The sequence below is a fragment of the Streptomyces sp. NPDC058619 genome, assembly GCF_042717785.1.
GTDB lineage: Bacteria > Actinomycetota > Actinomycetes > Streptomycetales > Streptomycetaceae > Streptomyces.
The window spans coordinates 152481-167244 of sequence record NZ_JBHXQN010000002.1 but is presented as its reverse complement, the minus strand read 5'-3'; the positions used below and the strand labels follow the sequence as shown (position 1 = coordinate 167244).

Here is a 14764-nt window from a genome sequence, read left to right as displayed (position 1 = left end):
CGCCGGAGGGCCGGGGCCCCGCCGAAGCGGGCCCCGGCCCCCGGAACGGACGATCAGGCCCCGAAGACGGGCACGCCCGCCCGCGTCAGCCGCCAGTCCACCGAGGCGAACCCCGACGGGTCCACCGTCCCCTTCGCCTTCACCCACTGGATGATCGTGTTGCGGATCTCGTCCGAGTCCGCCCACACCTGCCGGGCCTGCGGCACGTGCGGGAAGTTCCCGCCCCCCGACGCCCGGTAGTTGTTCACCGCGAGCACGAACAGGGCCGCCGGATCCACCGGCGCACCCCCGAACGACAACCCCGCGATCCGCGAACCGGCCGGCTGCGCGATGTCGATGTCGTACGTGAACCCGTACACCGCGTCGTAGTTGTAGTCCGGAATCCCGTCGGCGTTCGTCAGCTTCGCCGGGTCCACCACGCCACCGGGCGCGGTCCGCACGAAGTACCGCGCCGAATACTCCAGATAGTCCTTCAGCTGCGCGCCGGTCAGCAGCCGCGCCTCCAGCGTGTTCTCGAACGGGTACAGACCCGCCGCGTCCTTGAGCGTCACCTGCCCGGCCGGGATCGCCGCCGTCCGGGAGAAGCACGAGGCCTGCGACAGCACCGGCAGCGCCGCCCACTCCGTACCCGCCAGCGCGGCCCTGACCGTCTCCGCCTGGACGTGGTTGATCAAGTCGATGATCGCCACGTCCTTGACCGGCCCCTCCGCCGAGGACATCGCCTGCGTGGACGTGCCGATCACCTGATTGACGTAAGCGACGACCTTGCGGTGCTCGTCCGACAGCAGGCGGGTGATCTTCCGGTCCTCGGCGACCTCGTTGGAGTTCAGCACCTTCGCCGCGACCTTCGCCACCGACCAGCGGCCCTTCACCCACGTCAGCTCGAAGTCGAACAGGGTCAGCCGCTGACCCCACTTGAGCGGCTCCGACAGCACCACGTCCCTGCCGGTCGCCCGGTTCTTCACCCGGTACTCCGGGATCTCCGTGTGCGCGTGCCCCACCAGGATCGCGTCGATCCCCGGGACCTGCTCCGCCACCAGCCCCGCCGCGTTCTCGACGTACGGCAGCTGGTCCCCGTACGAGGACGTCCCGCTCGACCCCGAGTGCGCCGAGACGATCACCACGTCGGCGCCCATCGAGCGCAGCTTCGGCACGTACTTCGCCGCCTGCTCCTCCAGCCCCGGGAAGGTCATCTTCCCCTGCACGTTGGCCTTGTCCCATATCGCGATCCCCGGGTTCGTCAGCCCCAGCACCGCCACCTTCACGTCCGGACCGTGCGGGGTCCGCAGCCGGTGCATGCTGTACGGCGGGAACGCCGGCCGCAGGGTCTTCGCGTCCAGCGCGTTCGCACCGAGCAGCGGAAAGTCACACTGCTCCTCGAACTTGCGCAGCACCGGGATGCCGTAGTTGAACTCGTGGTTCCCCAGCGCGGCCGCGTCGTAGCCGATCGCGTTCATCGCCTGGGCCATCGGGTGCACCGGGCCCCGCCGCGCCGTGATCGGGTCGACCTTCGCGTAGTAGTACGACAGCTGGGTGCCCTGGATCGTGTCACCCGCGTCGATCAGCAGCGTGTTGCACCGGCCCTTCTCCTCCCGGACCCGGTTCACCAGGGTGGAGATCTTCGCCAGGCCGACGTCGTTGTGCGCCTTGTCGTCGAACTCCCTGTCCGTGAAGTAGTCCCAGTTGAAGACGTTCCCGTGCAGATCGGTCGTGCCCATCACGGTGAACGAGTAGGTCCGCGGCCCGGAACGCGCGGCGGCCGGGGTGCTCGTGGCCCCCGTCAACGCCACGGCCGCACCGGTCGCGGCCGTGGTCCCCAAGAAAGTCCTGCGGTCGAACGCCATGCCATCTCCCCTTTGTAGGCGTGAACAACGCGCGTAGATTCTGACCCAGCGGTAACAAGCCGCAACACCCCCACCAGGTTTCGATCCGGTGACCACACCCCCGCACGGACGACAGTGCGACAGTGAAGACATGACTCAGGACGCAGCGCACCAGCCCTACGGAACCCCGGAAGTACCCCGTGTCGCCGTCTGCGGCGAGGCCCGCATCGAGGTCGACCCCGAGATCGCCCGCATCGGCATCACCGTGAGCGCCCGCGGCACCGACCGCCGCACCGCGCTCGACGACCTCACCCGGCGCAACAACGCCGTCCTCGACCTCGTCAAGAGCTACGGCGACCCCGTGGAGAAGCTGGAGACCGGCGCCTTCTCCATCAGCCCCGAACTCACCCGCCACGGCCGCGGCGACCGGATCCGCGCCTACCATGGCCGCGTACACATCACCGCGGAGCTCAACGACTTCACCACCTTGGGTGAACTCACCACCCGCCTCGCCGACCTCGAACTCACCCAGGTCGACGGCCCCTGGTGGGCCCTGCGGCCCACCTCGCCCGCCCACGGCGAGGCCCGCCGACAAGCCGTGCTCGAAGCCGTCCAGCGCGCCCGCGAGTACGCCGAGGCCCTCGGCTCCCGCCTCTCCGCCCTCGTCGAACTCGCCGACCTCGGCGCGGAGAACGCCGTCCCCTTCCAGGCGGCGGCACCCGGCGGAGGCATGCGCACCATGGCCTTCAGCGCCACCGAGGACGCGGGCGCACCGCCGCTCGACCTCGAACCCCAGCGGCAGACCGTCTACGCCCAGGTGAACGCCCGCTTCACGATGACCCCTCCGCAGCTCTGAGGAACCGTACGCAACACGCCATGGGGGTGCTCATCAGAGCACCCCCATGCACATTCAACAGTTGTCAACAACCTTTTTCCCAAAGGTTGTTGAGTGGACACCTGGAAGCGATTACCTACCCGTTGGTAGGGGAATACGCTCGCCTCATGCGCCGAGCGAAAATCGTATGTACCCTGGGCCCCGCCACCGACTCATACGACCAGATCAAAGCCCTGGTCGAAGCCGGAATGGACATCGCCCGCTTCAACCTCAGCCACGGCACCTACGCCGAACACGAGGAGCGCTACCAGCGCGTACGCAAGGCCTCCGACGAGACCGGCCGCAGCGTCGGCGTCCTCGCCGACCTTCAAGGTCCGAAGATCCGCCTCGGCCGCTTCCGCGAAGGCCCCGTACTCCTTGAACGCGGCGACGAGTTCACCATCACCGTCGAAGACCTCGAAGGCGACCGCCACACCTGCGGCACCACCTACAAGGGCCTCGCCGCCGACGTCACCACCGGGGAGCGCATCCTCGTCGACGACGGCCGCGTCACCCTCGAAGTCACCGCCGTCGACGGCCCCCGCGTCCGCACCACCGTCATCGAAGGCGGCATGGTCTCCGACCACAAGGGACTCAACCTCCCCGGCGTCGCCGTATCCGTCCCCGCCCTGTCCGAGAAGGACATCGACGACCTCCGCTGGGCCCTGCGCATCGGCGCCGACGTCATCGCCCTCTCGTTCGTCCGCAGCGGCCGCGACATCGAGGACGTCCACCGCGTCATGGACGAGGAGGGCCACCGCCTCCCCGTCATCGCCAAGGTCGAAAAGCCCCAGGCCGTCGAGAACATCGACGACATCGTCGCCGCCTTCGACGGCATCATGGTCGCCCGCGGCGACCTCGGCGTCGAAATGCCCCTGGAACAGGTCCCGATCGTCCAGAAGCGCGCCGTCAAACTCGCCAAGCGAAACGCCAAACCCGTCATCGTCGCGACCCAGATGCTCGACTCGATGATCGACAACTCCCGGCCCACCCGCGCCGAGGCCTCCGACGTCGCCAACGCCGTCATCGACGGCACCGACGCCGTGATGCTCTCCGGCGAGACCAGCGTCGGCAAGTACCCCGTCGAAACGGTCCGCACGATGTCCCGCATCGTCGAAGCCGCCGAGGAGGACATCCTCGCCAAGGGCCTCCCGCCCCTCACCGACCGCAACAAGCCCCGCACCCAGGGCGGAGCCGTCGCCCGCGCCGCCGCCGAGATGGGCGACTTCCTCGACGCGAAGTTCCTCGTCGCCTTCACCCAGAGCGGCGACACCGTCCGCCGCCTCTCCCGCTACCGCTCGCCGATCCCGCTCCTCGCCTTCACCCCGGACCCGGCCACCCGCTCCCAGCTCAACCTCACCTGGGGCGTCGAAACCTTCCTCGGCCCCCACGTCGACTCCACCGACGCGATGGTCGCCCAGGTCGAGGAAGAACTCCTGCGCATCGGCCGCTGCGTCCCCGGCGACGTCGTCGTGATCACCGCCGGCTCGCCCCCCGGCGTCACCGGATCGACCAACCTGGTCCGCATCCACCACATCGGCGACGCCGTCCGCTGACCCGCCGCCCGACCGCGCCGGGCGCAGCCACCGAGCCGGTCGGCGCCGCGTCGAGCACCCGCCCGACGCGGCGCCCGGCTCCGTGCCGGCCCCGCCGGACCTACCAGCCGAACCGCCGGTCGACCACGGCCGCGAACTCCTCGAACGACAACACCGCGTCCCCGTTCTGATCCGCCGAGTCGAACAGCGCCGACGACGCGTCCACGTCCCCCACACCCCAGTACGGCATGTCCCCCCGCGCCGCCAGCGTCGGCCCCTTCGAGCGCAGCGCCGTGATCACCTCGACACGGGTCAACTCCCCGTTCGCGTCCAGATCCAACGCCTCGAACAGCTTCCGGGCCTTCTCACTCATCACACAGTCCCCTCATCGCGAATGCCTTGACCTCAACCTACGTCGACGTCGTACGTTCACGGCATGACGATCAAGGAGTACCCCCGGCAGCAGCAGCTCGCCGCCCAGCCCCACGGCCACTGGAGCCGCGAGGCCGCCAGCCCGGGCGGCGACGGCGACCCCCCCGTAACCGCTCAGCCGGCCGAGACCTTGGCCGCGAAGGCGTCCAGGTTGCCCGCCATCCGCGCCACCCGCTCGTCCACCGTCAGGGACTCCTCGTACCGCGTCGTACGCAGCTTCGGCTGCCGCTTCCCGCGCACGTACAGGGAGCAGGCGAGGTCGGCGCAGAAGTACGTGCCCACCGTGTTCCCCTCGCGGCCGCGGGCCCCCGCCAGCGGGGCGGCGAGCAGGGTGACCCCTGACGAGGCGTGCCCCGTCAGGCAGATCTGGCACAGGCTGGACTTCAGCGCACTCGTCCGCCCCACGGAGGGCACCCGCAGCGAGATCCCCAGCGGCCCCTCCTCCCGGGGCAGTACCAGATGCGCCCGCAGCGGCGCCCCCGGATCCACCCACCCCAGGAAGTCCAGGTCCTGCCAGGGCAGTTCGGCGAAGTCGAGCGGCAGTCTCAGCCGCGACGCCTCGCCCTTGGTGCAGTTCACGAAGGACGAGCGGATCTGTTTCTCGGAGAGCGGCTCCACGGGCGTCGACTCTACGGCCACCATGGATGGCCCGCACATCAATATCCCCGGGTCAGTGCTTCGGCCCGATGTGCAGGTCCATGAGGGCCACGGACCCCTTCCGCGCGATCGAGACGTTGCAGGCGTTCGCCTGCTTCCACTCGACGCCGAGCCGGCCCAGGGTGGCGGTCAGGAGACCGGTGATGTCGTCGGACTTGTCGGTGAAGAAGTACCGGGAGTACTCGTACCGCTTCCGGACACCGCCGACGAGGCGGGTGGTCCAGTTCGTGGTCCGGCACCCGTCGGAATGGATCAGTCCCCGCACGAACTCCCAGGGGTGGGCGTCGACGATCTCCTGCTGCCAGCCTTCGAGGGCGATGCGCCGCTCGTGCTTCTTGCCGGGCCCGTGCTGCGGGAACAGGCACGTCCAGTGCCGTGTGTACGACTTGACTTCCACGCAGCCCTGCCTCTGGCGTCGTCCCACCCTTGGCAGAGGCATGACGAGGTGCATGGCCTCCTCGGCGGCGTCGATGAGTCCGGGCCATGCCACGTCGCAGAAAACGGACAGGTGGTGCTGCTTGTACCGCGAGACGATATGGCCGTCGCCGAGGTAGAGGCCCAGAAGGTAACTGTAGGCGCGATGATCGAATGCGCGCCCCGTGCACCTAGGGCAGTCGGTCGGCGGTTCATATGTCTCGCCGCGATGCTTCCGGTCCTGATACCTCGGCGCAACAGCAGGACTGCCTCTTCGCGTATCGAAGGATTGTGCTCCACAGTCCGTGAGCTTGGCCGCGCCTCGTCCGGTTGTCCGTGAATCGAAGATTCGTTCACCATGACGAGTGAAGATCGTAAAAGCGCTTTGCGGCCTTGGAAAAGAAGGAGAAGTGCCCCGAGTCGGATTCGAACCGACGCTGAATGGGTTTTGAATCCATCGCCTCTGCCGCTGGGCTACCGGGGCTCCTTCGAAACAAAGGATACCGAAGACCCTCCGTGTCACAAACATACAGGAGCTAGGTAGGCTCGGGGGAGCTGAATCGCCTTGCAACAAGGAGCCCCCCGTGACCGCCGAGCACGAGTCGACGCCCACGCCCGACGCCGACCAGTCGCACGTTCCGCCGCTGACGACCCGCGTCGTCATCGCCGAGGACGAGGCGCTCATCCGTCTCGACCTCAAGGAGATGCTCGAGGAGGAGGGGTACTCCGTCGTCGGCGAGGCCGGCGACGGGCAGACGGCCGTCGATCTCGCCCGCGAGCACCGGCCCGATCTCGTCATCCTGGACGTGAAGATGCCCGTCCTGGACGGGATCTCCGCCGCCGAGAAGATCGGCGAGGAGTCCATCGCCCCCGTGCTCATGCTCACCGCGTTCTCGCAGCGCGACCTCGTCGAGCGGGCCCGCGACGCCGGGGCCATGGCGTACCTCGTGAAGCCGTTCAGCAAGAGCGACGTCGTGCCGGCCATCGAGATGGCCGTCTCCCGCTTCGCCGAGCTGAAGGCGCTGGAGAAGGAGGTCGCCGACCTCTCCCTCCGGCTGGAGACCCGCAAGCTCGTCGACCGGGCCAAGAGCATCCTGCAGACCCAGTACGGCCTCACCGAGCCGAACGCCTTCCGTTGGATCCAGAAGACCTCCATGGACCGCCGCATGTCCATGCAGCAGGTCGCCGAGGCGGTCATCGAGGACGCCGAGGAGAAGAAGAACGCCGCCAAGGGCTGATCCGCGCACCGGGCGCCGCGCACCGCGCGCCCGCCGTGCCCCGGACATGCGTGAGGCCCGCCTCCCCCCGGGGGGAGGCGGGCCTCACGCGTTTTCCGGCTCTCAGTCCTCGCCGAGGTACGCCTTGCGGACGTCCTCGTTGACCAGGAGCTCGCGGCCCGGGCCCGAGAGGACCACGTTGCCGATCTCCATCACGTGGCCCTGGTCGGCCAGCGAGAGCGCCGCCTGGGCGTTCTGCTCGACCAGCAGGATGGTGGTGCCCTGCGCCTTGAGCTCGGCGATGGTCGCCATGATCTTCTGCATCATGATCGGCGAGAGGCCCATCGAGGGCTCGTCCAGCATCAGCAGCTTCGGCCGGGACATGAGCGCACGGCCCATGGCCAGCATCTGCTGCTCGCCGCCGGACAGGGTGCCGGCCGCCTGCTTGCGACGCTCTCCCAGGATGGGGAAGAGGTCGTAGGCGCGCTGGACGTCCTGCTGGATGCCTTCCTTGTCCTTGCGGAGGAAGGCGCCCAGGAGGAGGTTGTCCTCGATCGTCATGCGCGGGAAGATGTGGCGCCCCTCGGGGGAGTGGGCGAGTCCGAGCGCGACGATGTCGTGCGCGGGCACCTTCTTCAGCGACTTCCCGTTGAACTTGATCTGGCCGCCGCGCGGCTTGATCAGGCCCGACAGGGTGCGCAGCGTGGTCGTCTTACCGGCGCCGTTGGTGCCGATGAGGGTGACGATCTGGCCGGCGTCGACGCTGAACGAGATGCCCTTGACGGCTTCGATCTTGCCGTAGGCGACGCGGAGGTCCTCGACCTCGAGGAGTGCGGTCACTTGGCTTCTCCGTCCGTGCGGGTGGTGCTGTGCGCCTCGGTTTCGGCCTCGGCGGCTTGGGCCTGCGCGGCTTCGGCCTCCGTGGTTTCGGCCTGTGCGGCTACGGCCTCGGCGGCTTCGGCCTCCGCGGCCTCGACCGCGGCGGCTTCCTCGGCGCCGGGGGCGCCTTCGAAGGGCTCCCCGAGGTACGCGGCGACGACGCGCTCGTCGCCCTGGACCTCGCTGGCGGTGCCCTCGATGAGCTTCTCGCCCTGGACGAGGCAGGCGACCCGGTCGCAGAGGTTGAAGATGAAGCGCATGTCGTGCTCGATGACGAGGACGGCGATGCCCTTGTCCCGGATGGCGAAGATGAGTTCTTCGGTGGTCCGGGTCTCCTGCGGGTTCATGCCGGCGGTGGGCTCGTCCAGGAGGATGAGGCCGGGGTCGCTGGCGAGCGCGCGGGCGATCTCCAGCTTGCGCTGGTCGCCGTACGGGAGGTTGCGGGCGAGGTGTTCGGCCTTGCTGTCGAGGCCGATGAACTCCAGGAGTTCCATGGCCCTTTCACGGCTGGCCTTCTCCTCCCGGTGGAAGCCGGGGAGGCGCAGCAGGGCGGACCAGAGGCCCTCCTTGGTGCGGGTGTGGCGGCCGACGAGGACGTTTTCCAGGACCGTCATGTTGTTGAAGAGACGGATGTTCTGGAAGGTGCGGGCGACGCCGGCGGCGGTGACCTTGTAGGACTTCGGAGGCAGGACCGTGCCCTTGTACCGGACTTCGCCCTCGGTGGGGATGTAGAGGCCGGTGAGGCAGTTGAAGAAGGTGGTCTTGCCGGCGCCGTTGGGGCCGATGAGTCCGACGATCTCGCCGCTGCGGACGGTCAGGTCGACGTTGCGGACGGCGGTGAGGCCGCCGAAGCGCATCGTGACGCCGCGTGCGTCGAGGACGGTCTCCGCCGTGCTGGGGGCGGTGGTGGTGGTCGTCATGGGTCAGACCCCTGCCTTGCCGAGGACCGTCGGAGCTGCAGCCTCGGGGTGGAGTTCGAGCTGGTTGCGCCGGTTGGGGATGAGGCCTTCGGGGCGCAGTCGCATGAGGACGATGAGTGCGAAGCCGAAGACGAGGAGCTGGTACTCGCCGAGGAACTGGAGCTTGTTGGGGATCAGGAAGAGGAGCGATCCGCCGACGAGCGGTCCGGCGATGGTGCCCATGCCGCCGAGGACGACCGCGGCGAGGAGGAAGGCGGAGTTCGGCGGTACGGCGTTGGCGAACTGGTACTGGTCGGGGGTGACCGTGTACTGGACGTGTGCCTGGACGACGCCGGCGAGGCCGGCGAGGGTGGCGCCGAGGGCGAAGGCGATGAGCTTGACGCGGAAGCCGTTGATGCCCATGGCCTCGGCGGCGGTCTCGTCCTCGCGGATGGCGACCCAGGCCCGGCCGATGCGGGATTCCGCGCTGCGGCGGAACACGAGGACCACGATGAGCGTGATCAGCAGCATCAGCAGGAAGTAGTTCGCGAACCGGCCGATGGTGAAGCCGGCGATCGTGTGTGCTGCCCCGAAGTCGAACCCGAAGAGGTTGATGTTGGGGATGTTGGCGATGCCGTTGGGCCCGTTGGTGATGTCGGGGCCGGAGACGCCGTCGAGGTTGTTCATCGAGATGCGGAAGATCTCTCCGAAGCCGAGCGTCACGATGGCGAGGTAGTCGCCGCGCAGGCGCAGGGTCGGGGCGCCGATGAGGACACCGAAGATCATCGAGGCGGCGGCGCCGGCGAGGAGTGCGGCCCAGAAGGGCAGCTGCACGCCGAACGGGGAGTTCGGGGAGCCGGAGACCAGGGCCGCGGTGTAGGCGCCGACTCCGAGGAAGGCGACGTATCCGAGGTCGAGGAGGCCGGTGAGGCCGACGACGATGTTCAGGCCGAGGGCGACGGTGGCGAAGATCAGGATGTTGACCCCGAGGTTCGCGTACTGGTCGTCGGTCTGGGTGAGGGGGAAGGCCGCCGCGGCCGCGAAGGCGCCGACGAGGGCGACGTTGCGGTGGCGGGCGGTGAGGGTGGTGAGGCGGCCCATGAGGCCGGCCTTGTTGAGCGCGGCGGCACCGAAGCCGGTGGTGATCAGGAAGCCGATGAAGAGTTCCTGGTACGGGGTGGTGATGCCGTAGGTGAAGACGGTGAGGCCGAGTCCGAGGACCGCGGCGATCAGCAGGATCTCGACCCAGGAGGGCAGGGCGCGGGCGGGGGTGGCGGGACCGGAGGCGAAGGAGGCCTTGACGGTCGTCCACTTGTTGCCGGCTTCGTGCTTGAACTTGTCCCAGCCGGTGTCGTCGGGGTCCGGTCCTTCGAGCGAGGGGCGCTCGAAGGGCAGGGCGAAGGCTCCGACGACGGCGAGGAGGCTGACCAGGGCGGCGACACCGGCGCCGGGTTCGAGGTCGACGATCGCGCCGAGCTTCACCACGATGGCGATGACGGTGTACCAGATGACGGCGAACGCGGCGAGGGCGGAGAGCTTGATCGCCGCGTCGGCTCCGGAGGGTGCGAGCCAGCGGAAGCCCTTGACGCCGTAGGAGGCGAGGCCGAAGGCAGTGGTGAGGGCGCCGCCGATGAGGGCGAGCCACTGGAGTCCGCCGGGGTATCCGTAGACGGTGAGGTCGCCGGGGAAGGCGGAGGTCCAGGTCCAGGCGAGGAATGCGGAGAGGACGGTGAGTGCGCCGCCGACGGTGGCCAGGGCGCGGGCCGTCTTCTCGGGGAGGGCGATGAAGCCCTTGTCCGGTGCGGGGGTGGTCTTCGCGGTGTCCGCGGTGATGGTCGTCGTCATGGATCTCACACCCTGTCCGCCACGCGCTGGCCCAGCAGGCCCTGCGGCCGGAAGAGGAGCACGAGGATGAGAAGTACGAACGCCCAGGTGTTGCCCCAGGACTGTCCACCGAGCTGTTCGAGGCCGGGGATTTCGGCGACGTAGACGGTGGTCAGGGTCTCGGCGAGGCCGAGGACGAGGCCGCCGACCATGGCGCCGTAGATGTTGCCGATTCCTCCGAGGACGGCGGCGGTGAACGCCTTGAGGCCGAGGAGGAAGCCCATCTTGAAGTTGACCTCGCCGTACTTGAGGCCGTAGGCGACGGCTCCGACGGCGGCGAAGACGGCGCCGAGGGCGAACGCGGTGGTGATGATGCGGTCGGTGTTGACGCCCATCAGCTTCGCGGTGTCGGGGTCCTGCGCGGTGGCCTGCATGCCGCGGCCGGTGCGGGTCTTCTTGACGAAGAATCCGAGGAAGGCCATCGAGATGGGGGCCGCGATCAGGAGGAAGATGTCACCGGTCTGGATGGTGATGCTGCCGAGGTGGAAGGGTCCGCCGGGGATCTCGGGGAAGACGAGCGAGCTCGTCGCGCCCGGGTACCAGGCCCATACCGCCTGCTGGAGGGCGATGGAGAGCCCGATGGCGGTGATGAGTGGTGCGAGGCGCGGAGCGTTGCGCAGCGGGCGGTAGGCGAAGCGTTCCGCGGCGACTGCGATGGTGGTGGCCACGAAGACCGCGCCTATGAGCATCAGGGGCAGCGCGACCCACATGGTCGAGCCCGTGGGGAGCATCATCCAGACCGTGAGGGCTCCGAAGCCGCCGGTCATGAAGATCTCGCCGTGGGCGAAGTTGATGAGCTGGACAATGCCATAGACCATCGTGTAGCCGATGGCGACGAGCCCGTACATGGATCCCAGTAGCAGGCCGTTGACCAGCTGTTGCGGCAGTTCGTGCACCGCAGGTCCTCCGAGTCTTTCGACGGATGTGACACCGCGCGGGGCGCTGTGGTGTGCGCGCCCCGCGCGGCAGGTGTGGTGGGTGCCGGCGGACGTTGTCCGTCAGCGGGTGGAGGTCAGCCGCCGAAGGTGCCGGACTCGACGGACTTCCAGTCGCCGCCCTCGACCTTGTAGACGGTGAGCTGCTTGTTGGTGGCGTCACCGAACTCGTCGAAGGAGACCTTGCCGGTCACACCCTCGAAGGAGACGCTCTGGACGGCGCCGAGGACCTTGGCGCGGGCGTCGGTGGGCAGCTTGCCGCCGTTGCCGTCGACGACGGCCTTGATGCCCTCGATGATGGCCCAGGCGGAGTCGTACGAGTAGCCGCCGTAGGCAGCGAACGGCTCCTTGAAGCCGGCCTTCTCGTAGTTGGCGACGAACTCCTTGGCGGAGGGCAGGCTCTCGACCGGCGCGCCGACGGAGGTGGAGAGGTCGCCGACGGCGCCCTCTCCCGCGAGCTCGACGAACTTCTTGTCGTAGATGCCGTCGCCGCCGACGAGCGGGATGTTGGTGCCCGACGCCTTGATCTGCTTGCTGAGCGGGCCGGCCGCCGGGTACTCGCCGCCGTAGTAGACGACGTCGGCGCCAGAGCTCTTGACCTGGGTCACGATCGCGGAGAAGTCCTTGCTCTCCGGGTCGATGTGGCCTTCGCCCGCGACGGCGCCGCCGAGCTTGGTGAACTCGCCCTTGAAGGTTCCGGCGAGGCCGGCGCCGTAGGTCTTCTTGTCATCAATGATGAAGACCTTCTTCTTGCCCGCCTTGTTGAAGAGGTACTGCGCCGCGAACGGGCCCTGGATGGCGTCCGTGGTGGCGGTGCGGAAGTAGCTCTTGTAGGTGCGGACCTTCTCGCCGGTCGCCCACTTCGGACCCTGGGACAGGGACGGGCTGGTGTTGGCCGGGGAGATCTGGACGAGCTTGGCGTCGTCGAAGACCTTCTGCATCGACTCGGAGACCGAGGAGTTCAGGGGGCCGACGACACCGAGGACGTCCTTGTTGGCCGTCAGCTTCGTGGCGTTCTGCTGGCCGGACGAGGCCTGGGCCTGGTCGTCGAGGGCCTCGATCTTGAAGGTGACGCCCTTGACGTACTTCTTCTCGTTGGCCTGGCGGACGGCCAGGTCGACGGAGTTGCGGATGCCGAGGCCGAGGGCCGACAGGTCGCCGGTGAGCGGGGCGTCGACGCCGATGACGACCGTGGTGTCGCCGCCGCCGGCGTCGTTACCACCCTTGTCGTCGCGCGAACCACAGGCGGTGAGAGTGAGGGCACCCGCGGCAAGCGCGGCCGTCACGGCTATGAGCGAACGATGACGCACGATCAGTCCTTTCCAGGCACAGCGTCCCCCGTGGGACGCTCCGAGTCGTATCGCGGGAAACCGAACTGAAGGAAATCCGGTGGTCGCGGTGACTGGCCGTGACTCTAGGCGGCTGATAGGCCGATATGGAGGGCTCAGGCCAATGATGTGACTCTCTTGTTATGCCACGGCGTAATGCATAGCGGATCTCTGGGGGTGGAACGGGGGAATTCCGGTCGGTTCGTCTTGTCCGCATGCTGAGATGCGGCAGGACTGTCAGGTGGTTTGAGTCCTGACGGCGCAGGAGTGTGGGGGGTTTTGCTCATGACGCGCCGGAGGTCACCGCATCTCGATCTTCGGGACAAGCCCTGGTCAGAGCGTCGGAGAGGTCGCGCGCATAACGGTCACCCAGGATGTAGCCGTGCTCTTCTTTCTGGCGTTGATTGCTCAGAGTTACCTCAAGAAAGGGAAGCCCTGAATTCCGTGCTACATGCACGCAGTCGACGGCCCGAATCTCGACCACCAGGTCACGGGCCTCGCCCGCGGCGACGACGAGCGGCGGCCGTGGCCGGGAAGCGACGGCGAGTGCCCGCGACGGCTGGCCGATCCGCTCGACGGTCACCGGCGGCCCCGACGATGCGGCGACACGGAGGGTGAAGGCGAAGGCGCTGCCCGGCTCGGCGGGGTCCACGGGGTGCCCGTACGCGAACGAGACCACCTGGGACGGCGCGGAAGGCGCCGCCGCCACCGGCGCGGGCGGCCGCGGACGGGCGGCGTGGAGGTACCCGCCCCCGCCGGCCAGCGCGGTCAGCGCGGCCGCGGCGACCAGGGCGCGGCGGTGCCGTGGCGCCCGCGCCGCCCAGGCCGGGAGCGGCCGGGGCCGGGCCGGCGGGCGTTCGAGGCCCCTGGTGCCCTCGCCGGGCTCCACGGGGCCGACGCCGCTCACCGCGGGCCGTCCGCGGCGGCCGGGCGGCTCACCGCCAGGGGCCGTCGGTCGGGGCGCCGGAGCGGTGGCGCTCGGTGCAGCGGGCCCGCGCCTCCCGGGCGGCGAGGGCGCGCCCGGCGGCCGGGCCCGCGGTCCGCTCCTCGGCGCGGGCGGCGGCGGTGACCGCGCGCAGGATCTCGTACTGGGCGCCGGACAGGCCCATGGCCTGGTAGTCGAGCCCGACGGCGTCCCGGCGCTCCCCGGCGTCGAGCAGGACGCCGCTCCAGTGGGTGACGAGGCCGGTGCACAGCTCGGCGGGCGAGGTGGTGTGCGGGGCGGGTGTCCCGGGGGCGGGCGCGCCGGACGGGCCGCCGGCCCCGGAGCAGCCCAGGGCGAGCGCGGCGATCAGCGTCGCCGCGCCCGTCGCCCGGGCGCTGCCCGGCATCGGTCCCGTACCCATGCGAGGCACGCTAGACCGATGGGCCGGGGGTGACAACGGTCAGGCGTTGCCGGGGTGTTGCGGGTTCGCGTCGCGCAGCAGGCAGGTCAGTCGGGCGGTGCAGACGCGGCGGTCCTGGTCGTCGCTGATGACGATCTCGTAGGTGGTGGTGGAACGGCCCCGGTGGACCGGGGTCGCGACGCCGGTGACCAGGCCGGACCGGGCGCCGCGGTGGTGGGTGCAGTTCAGGTCGACGCCCACGGCGATCTTGTTGATGCCGCCGTGCATCATCGCGCCGACGGAGCCGAGGGTCTCGGCCAGCACGGCCGAGGCGCCGCCGTGCAGGAGCCCGTACGGCTGGGTGTTGCCCTCGACCGGCATCGTGGCCACGACGCGGTCGGCCGAGGCCTCCAGGATGCGGATGTCCATCCGCTCGCCGAGGTGGCCCGCCGAGAACAGCTTGGGCAGGTCGATGCCCAGGGCCGCGTACTCGTCGAGGACCTCCTGCGGGAACTTCACGGTGTGCTGCTCGCCCATGGGCCGGCTCCGTCTCTCAACGCTC

At 69.2% G+C, this 14764-nt stretch carries 15 protein-coding genes and 1 tRNA gene; 3 read left to right on the top strand and 13 right to left on the bottom strand.

The genetic code is table 11. The annotated features are described in order from the left end of the window. Positions 1–53: 53 nt before the first annotated feature. Positions 54–1844: a bifunctional metallophosphatase/5'-nucleotidase gene (locus ACFWTC_RS02775; protein WP_384025388.1), complete on the bottom strand. Its 1791-nt coding sequence runs from the start codon at positions 1842–1844 to the stop codon at positions 54–56. A gap of 130 nt (positions 1845–1974) precedes the next feature. On the opposite strand from ACFWTC_RS02775, the gene ACFWTC_RS02770 reads away from it, so the two are divergent. Together ACFWTC_RS02770 and pyk are read left to right on the top strand one after the other, a co-directional pair. After that, the gene (locus ACFWTC_RS02770) at positions 1975–2679 is read left to right on the top strand and encodes an SIMPL domain-containing protein (RefSeq protein ID WP_383915223.1); all 705 of its coding nucleotides are present in this window, start codon (positions 1975–1977) and stop codon (positions 2677–2679) included. Positions 2680–2825: 146 nt separating this feature from the next. Beyond that, on the top strand, positions 2826–4253 hold the full coding sequence (pyk, locus tag ACFWTC_RS02765) for a pyruvate kinase (protein ID WP_383915222.1): 1428 nt from the start codon (positions 2826–2828) through the stop codon (positions 4251–4253). 100 nt (positions 4254–4353) lie between these two features. Here the strand turns inward: pyk and ACFWTC_RS02760 are convergent, their stop codons facing one another. The 4 genes from ACFWTC_RS02760 to ACFWTC_RS02745 form a co-directional block, all read right to left on the bottom strand. Further along, positions 4354–4605 carry an EF-hand domain-containing protein gene (locus tag ACFWTC_RS02760; RefSeq protein WP_383915221.1) on the bottom strand — a complete coding sequence of 84 codons (252 nt, stop codon included), beginning with the start codon at positions 4603–4605 and terminating at the stop codon, positions 4354–4356. A gap of 173 nt (positions 4606–4778) precedes the next feature. Next, positions 4779–5282, bottom strand: coding sequence for an FBP domain-containing protein (locus ACFWTC_RS02755; protein ID WP_383915220.1), 504 nt, complete (start codon positions 5280–5282; stop codon positions 4779–4781). 52 nt (positions 5283–5334) lie between these two features. Next, on the bottom strand, positions 5335–5811 hold the full coding sequence (locus tag ACFWTC_RS02750; protein WP_384025385.1) for a hypothetical protein: 477 nt from the start codon (positions 5809–5811) through the stop codon (positions 5335–5337). A gap of 335 nt (positions 5812–6146) precedes the next feature. After that, positions 6147–6219: transfer RNA gene (locus ACFWTC_RS02745), tRNA-Leu, on the bottom strand. A 100-nt stretch (positions 6220–6319) separates the two neighbouring features. On the opposite strand from ACFWTC_RS02745, the gene ACFWTC_RS02740 reads away from it, so the two are divergent. After that, positions 6320–6973, top strand: a complete 654-nt coding sequence (locus ACFWTC_RS02740; RefSeq protein ID WP_383915218.1) for an ANTAR domain-containing response regulator — start codon at positions 6320–6322, stop codon at positions 6971–6973. Positions 6974–7075: 102 nt separating this feature from the next. On the opposite strand, the gene ACFWTC_RS02735 is transcribed toward ACFWTC_RS02740, so the two are convergent. From ACFWTC_RS02735 to ACFWTC_RS02700, 8 genes are all read right to left on the bottom strand, one after another. Further along, positions 7076–7792 (bottom strand): ABC transporter ATP-binding protein, encoded by a 717-nt coding sequence (locus tag ACFWTC_RS02735; RefSeq protein ID WP_267722255.1) that lies wholly within the window; start codon positions 7790–7792, stop codon positions 7076–7078. Beyond that, a complete protein-coding gene (locus tag ACFWTC_RS02730; protein ID WP_383915217.1) occupies positions 7789–8751 on the bottom strand; it encodes an ABC transporter ATP-binding protein in 963 nt (320 codons plus the stop codon). The genes ACFWTC_RS02735 and ACFWTC_RS02730 overlap by 4 nt, the downstream gene beginning before the upstream one ends. A 3-nt stretch (positions 8752–8754) precedes the next feature. Continuing rightward, positions 8755–10575, bottom strand: a complete 1821-nt coding sequence (locus ACFWTC_RS02725) for a branched-chain amino acid ABC transporter permease (RefSeq protein ID WP_384025382.1) — start codon at positions 10573–10575, stop codon at positions 8755–8757. Positions 10576–10580: 5 nt separating this feature from the next. Further along, positions 10581–11510, bottom strand: a complete 930-nt coding sequence (locus tag ACFWTC_RS02720) for a branched-chain amino acid ABC transporter permease (protein ID WP_383915215.1) — start codon at positions 11508–11510, stop codon at positions 10581–10583. Positions 11511–11626: 116 nt separating this feature from the next. Then, complete coding sequence (locus tag ACFWTC_RS02715; protein WP_351280444.1) at positions 11627–12859, bottom strand: branched-chain amino acid ABC transporter substrate-binding protein; 1233 nt, start codon at positions 12857–12859, stop codon at positions 11627–11629. Positions 12860–13160: 301 nt separating this feature from the next. Further along, the gene (locus ACFWTC_RS02710) at positions 13161–13529 is read right to left on the bottom strand and encodes a hypothetical protein (RefSeq protein ID WP_383915214.1); all 369 of its coding nucleotides are present in this window, start codon (positions 13527–13529) and stop codon (positions 13161–13163) included. 283 nt (positions 13530–13812) lie between these two features. Next, positions 13813–14223: a hypothetical protein gene (locus ACFWTC_RS02705; protein ID WP_384073980.1), complete on the bottom strand. Its 411-nt coding sequence runs from the start codon at positions 14221–14223 to the stop codon at positions 13813–13815. Between the two features lie 39 nt (positions 14224–14262). Then, on the bottom strand, positions 14263–14739 hold the full coding sequence (locus tag ACFWTC_RS02700) for a PaaI family thioesterase (protein WP_383915212.1): 477 nt from the start codon (positions 14737–14739) through the stop codon (positions 14263–14265). Positions 14740–14764 lie beyond the last annotated feature (25 nt).

Excerpts from the sequence above, each read along its gene's own strand:
- ACFWTC_RS02775 (WP_384025388.1), bottom strand. The coding sequence starts at position 1,844 with ATGGCGTTCGACCGCAGGACTTTCTTGGGGACCACGGCCGCGACCGGT.
- ACFWTC_RS02770 (WP_383915223.1), top strand. The coding sequence starts at position 1,975 with ATGACTCAGGACGCAGCGCACCAGCCCTACGGAACCCCGGAAGTACCC.
- pyk (WP_383915222.1), top strand. The coding sequence starts at position 2,826 with ATGCGCCGAGCGAAAATCGTATGTACCCTGGGCCCCGCCACCGACTCA.
- ACFWTC_RS02760 (WP_383915221.1), bottom strand. The coding sequence starts at position 4,605 with ATGAGTGAGAAGGCCCGGAAGCTGTTCGAGGCGTTGGATCTGGACGCG.
- ACFWTC_RS02730 (WP_383915217.1), bottom strand. The coding sequence starts at position 8,751 with ATGACGACCACCACCACCGCCCCCAGCACGGCGGAGACCGTCCTCGAC.
- ACFWTC_RS02725 (WP_384025382.1), bottom strand. The coding sequence starts at position 10,575 with ATGACGACGACCATCACCGCGGACACCGCGAAGACCACCCCCGCACCG.
- ACFWTC_RS02705 (WP_384073980.1), bottom strand. The coding sequence starts at position 14,223 with ATGGGTACGGGACCGATGCCGGGCAGCGCCCGGGCGACGGGCGCGGCG.
- ACFWTC_RS02700 (WP_383915212.1), bottom strand. The coding sequence starts at position 14,739 with ATGGGCGAGCAGCACACCGTGAAGTTCCCGCAGGAGGTCCTCGACGAG.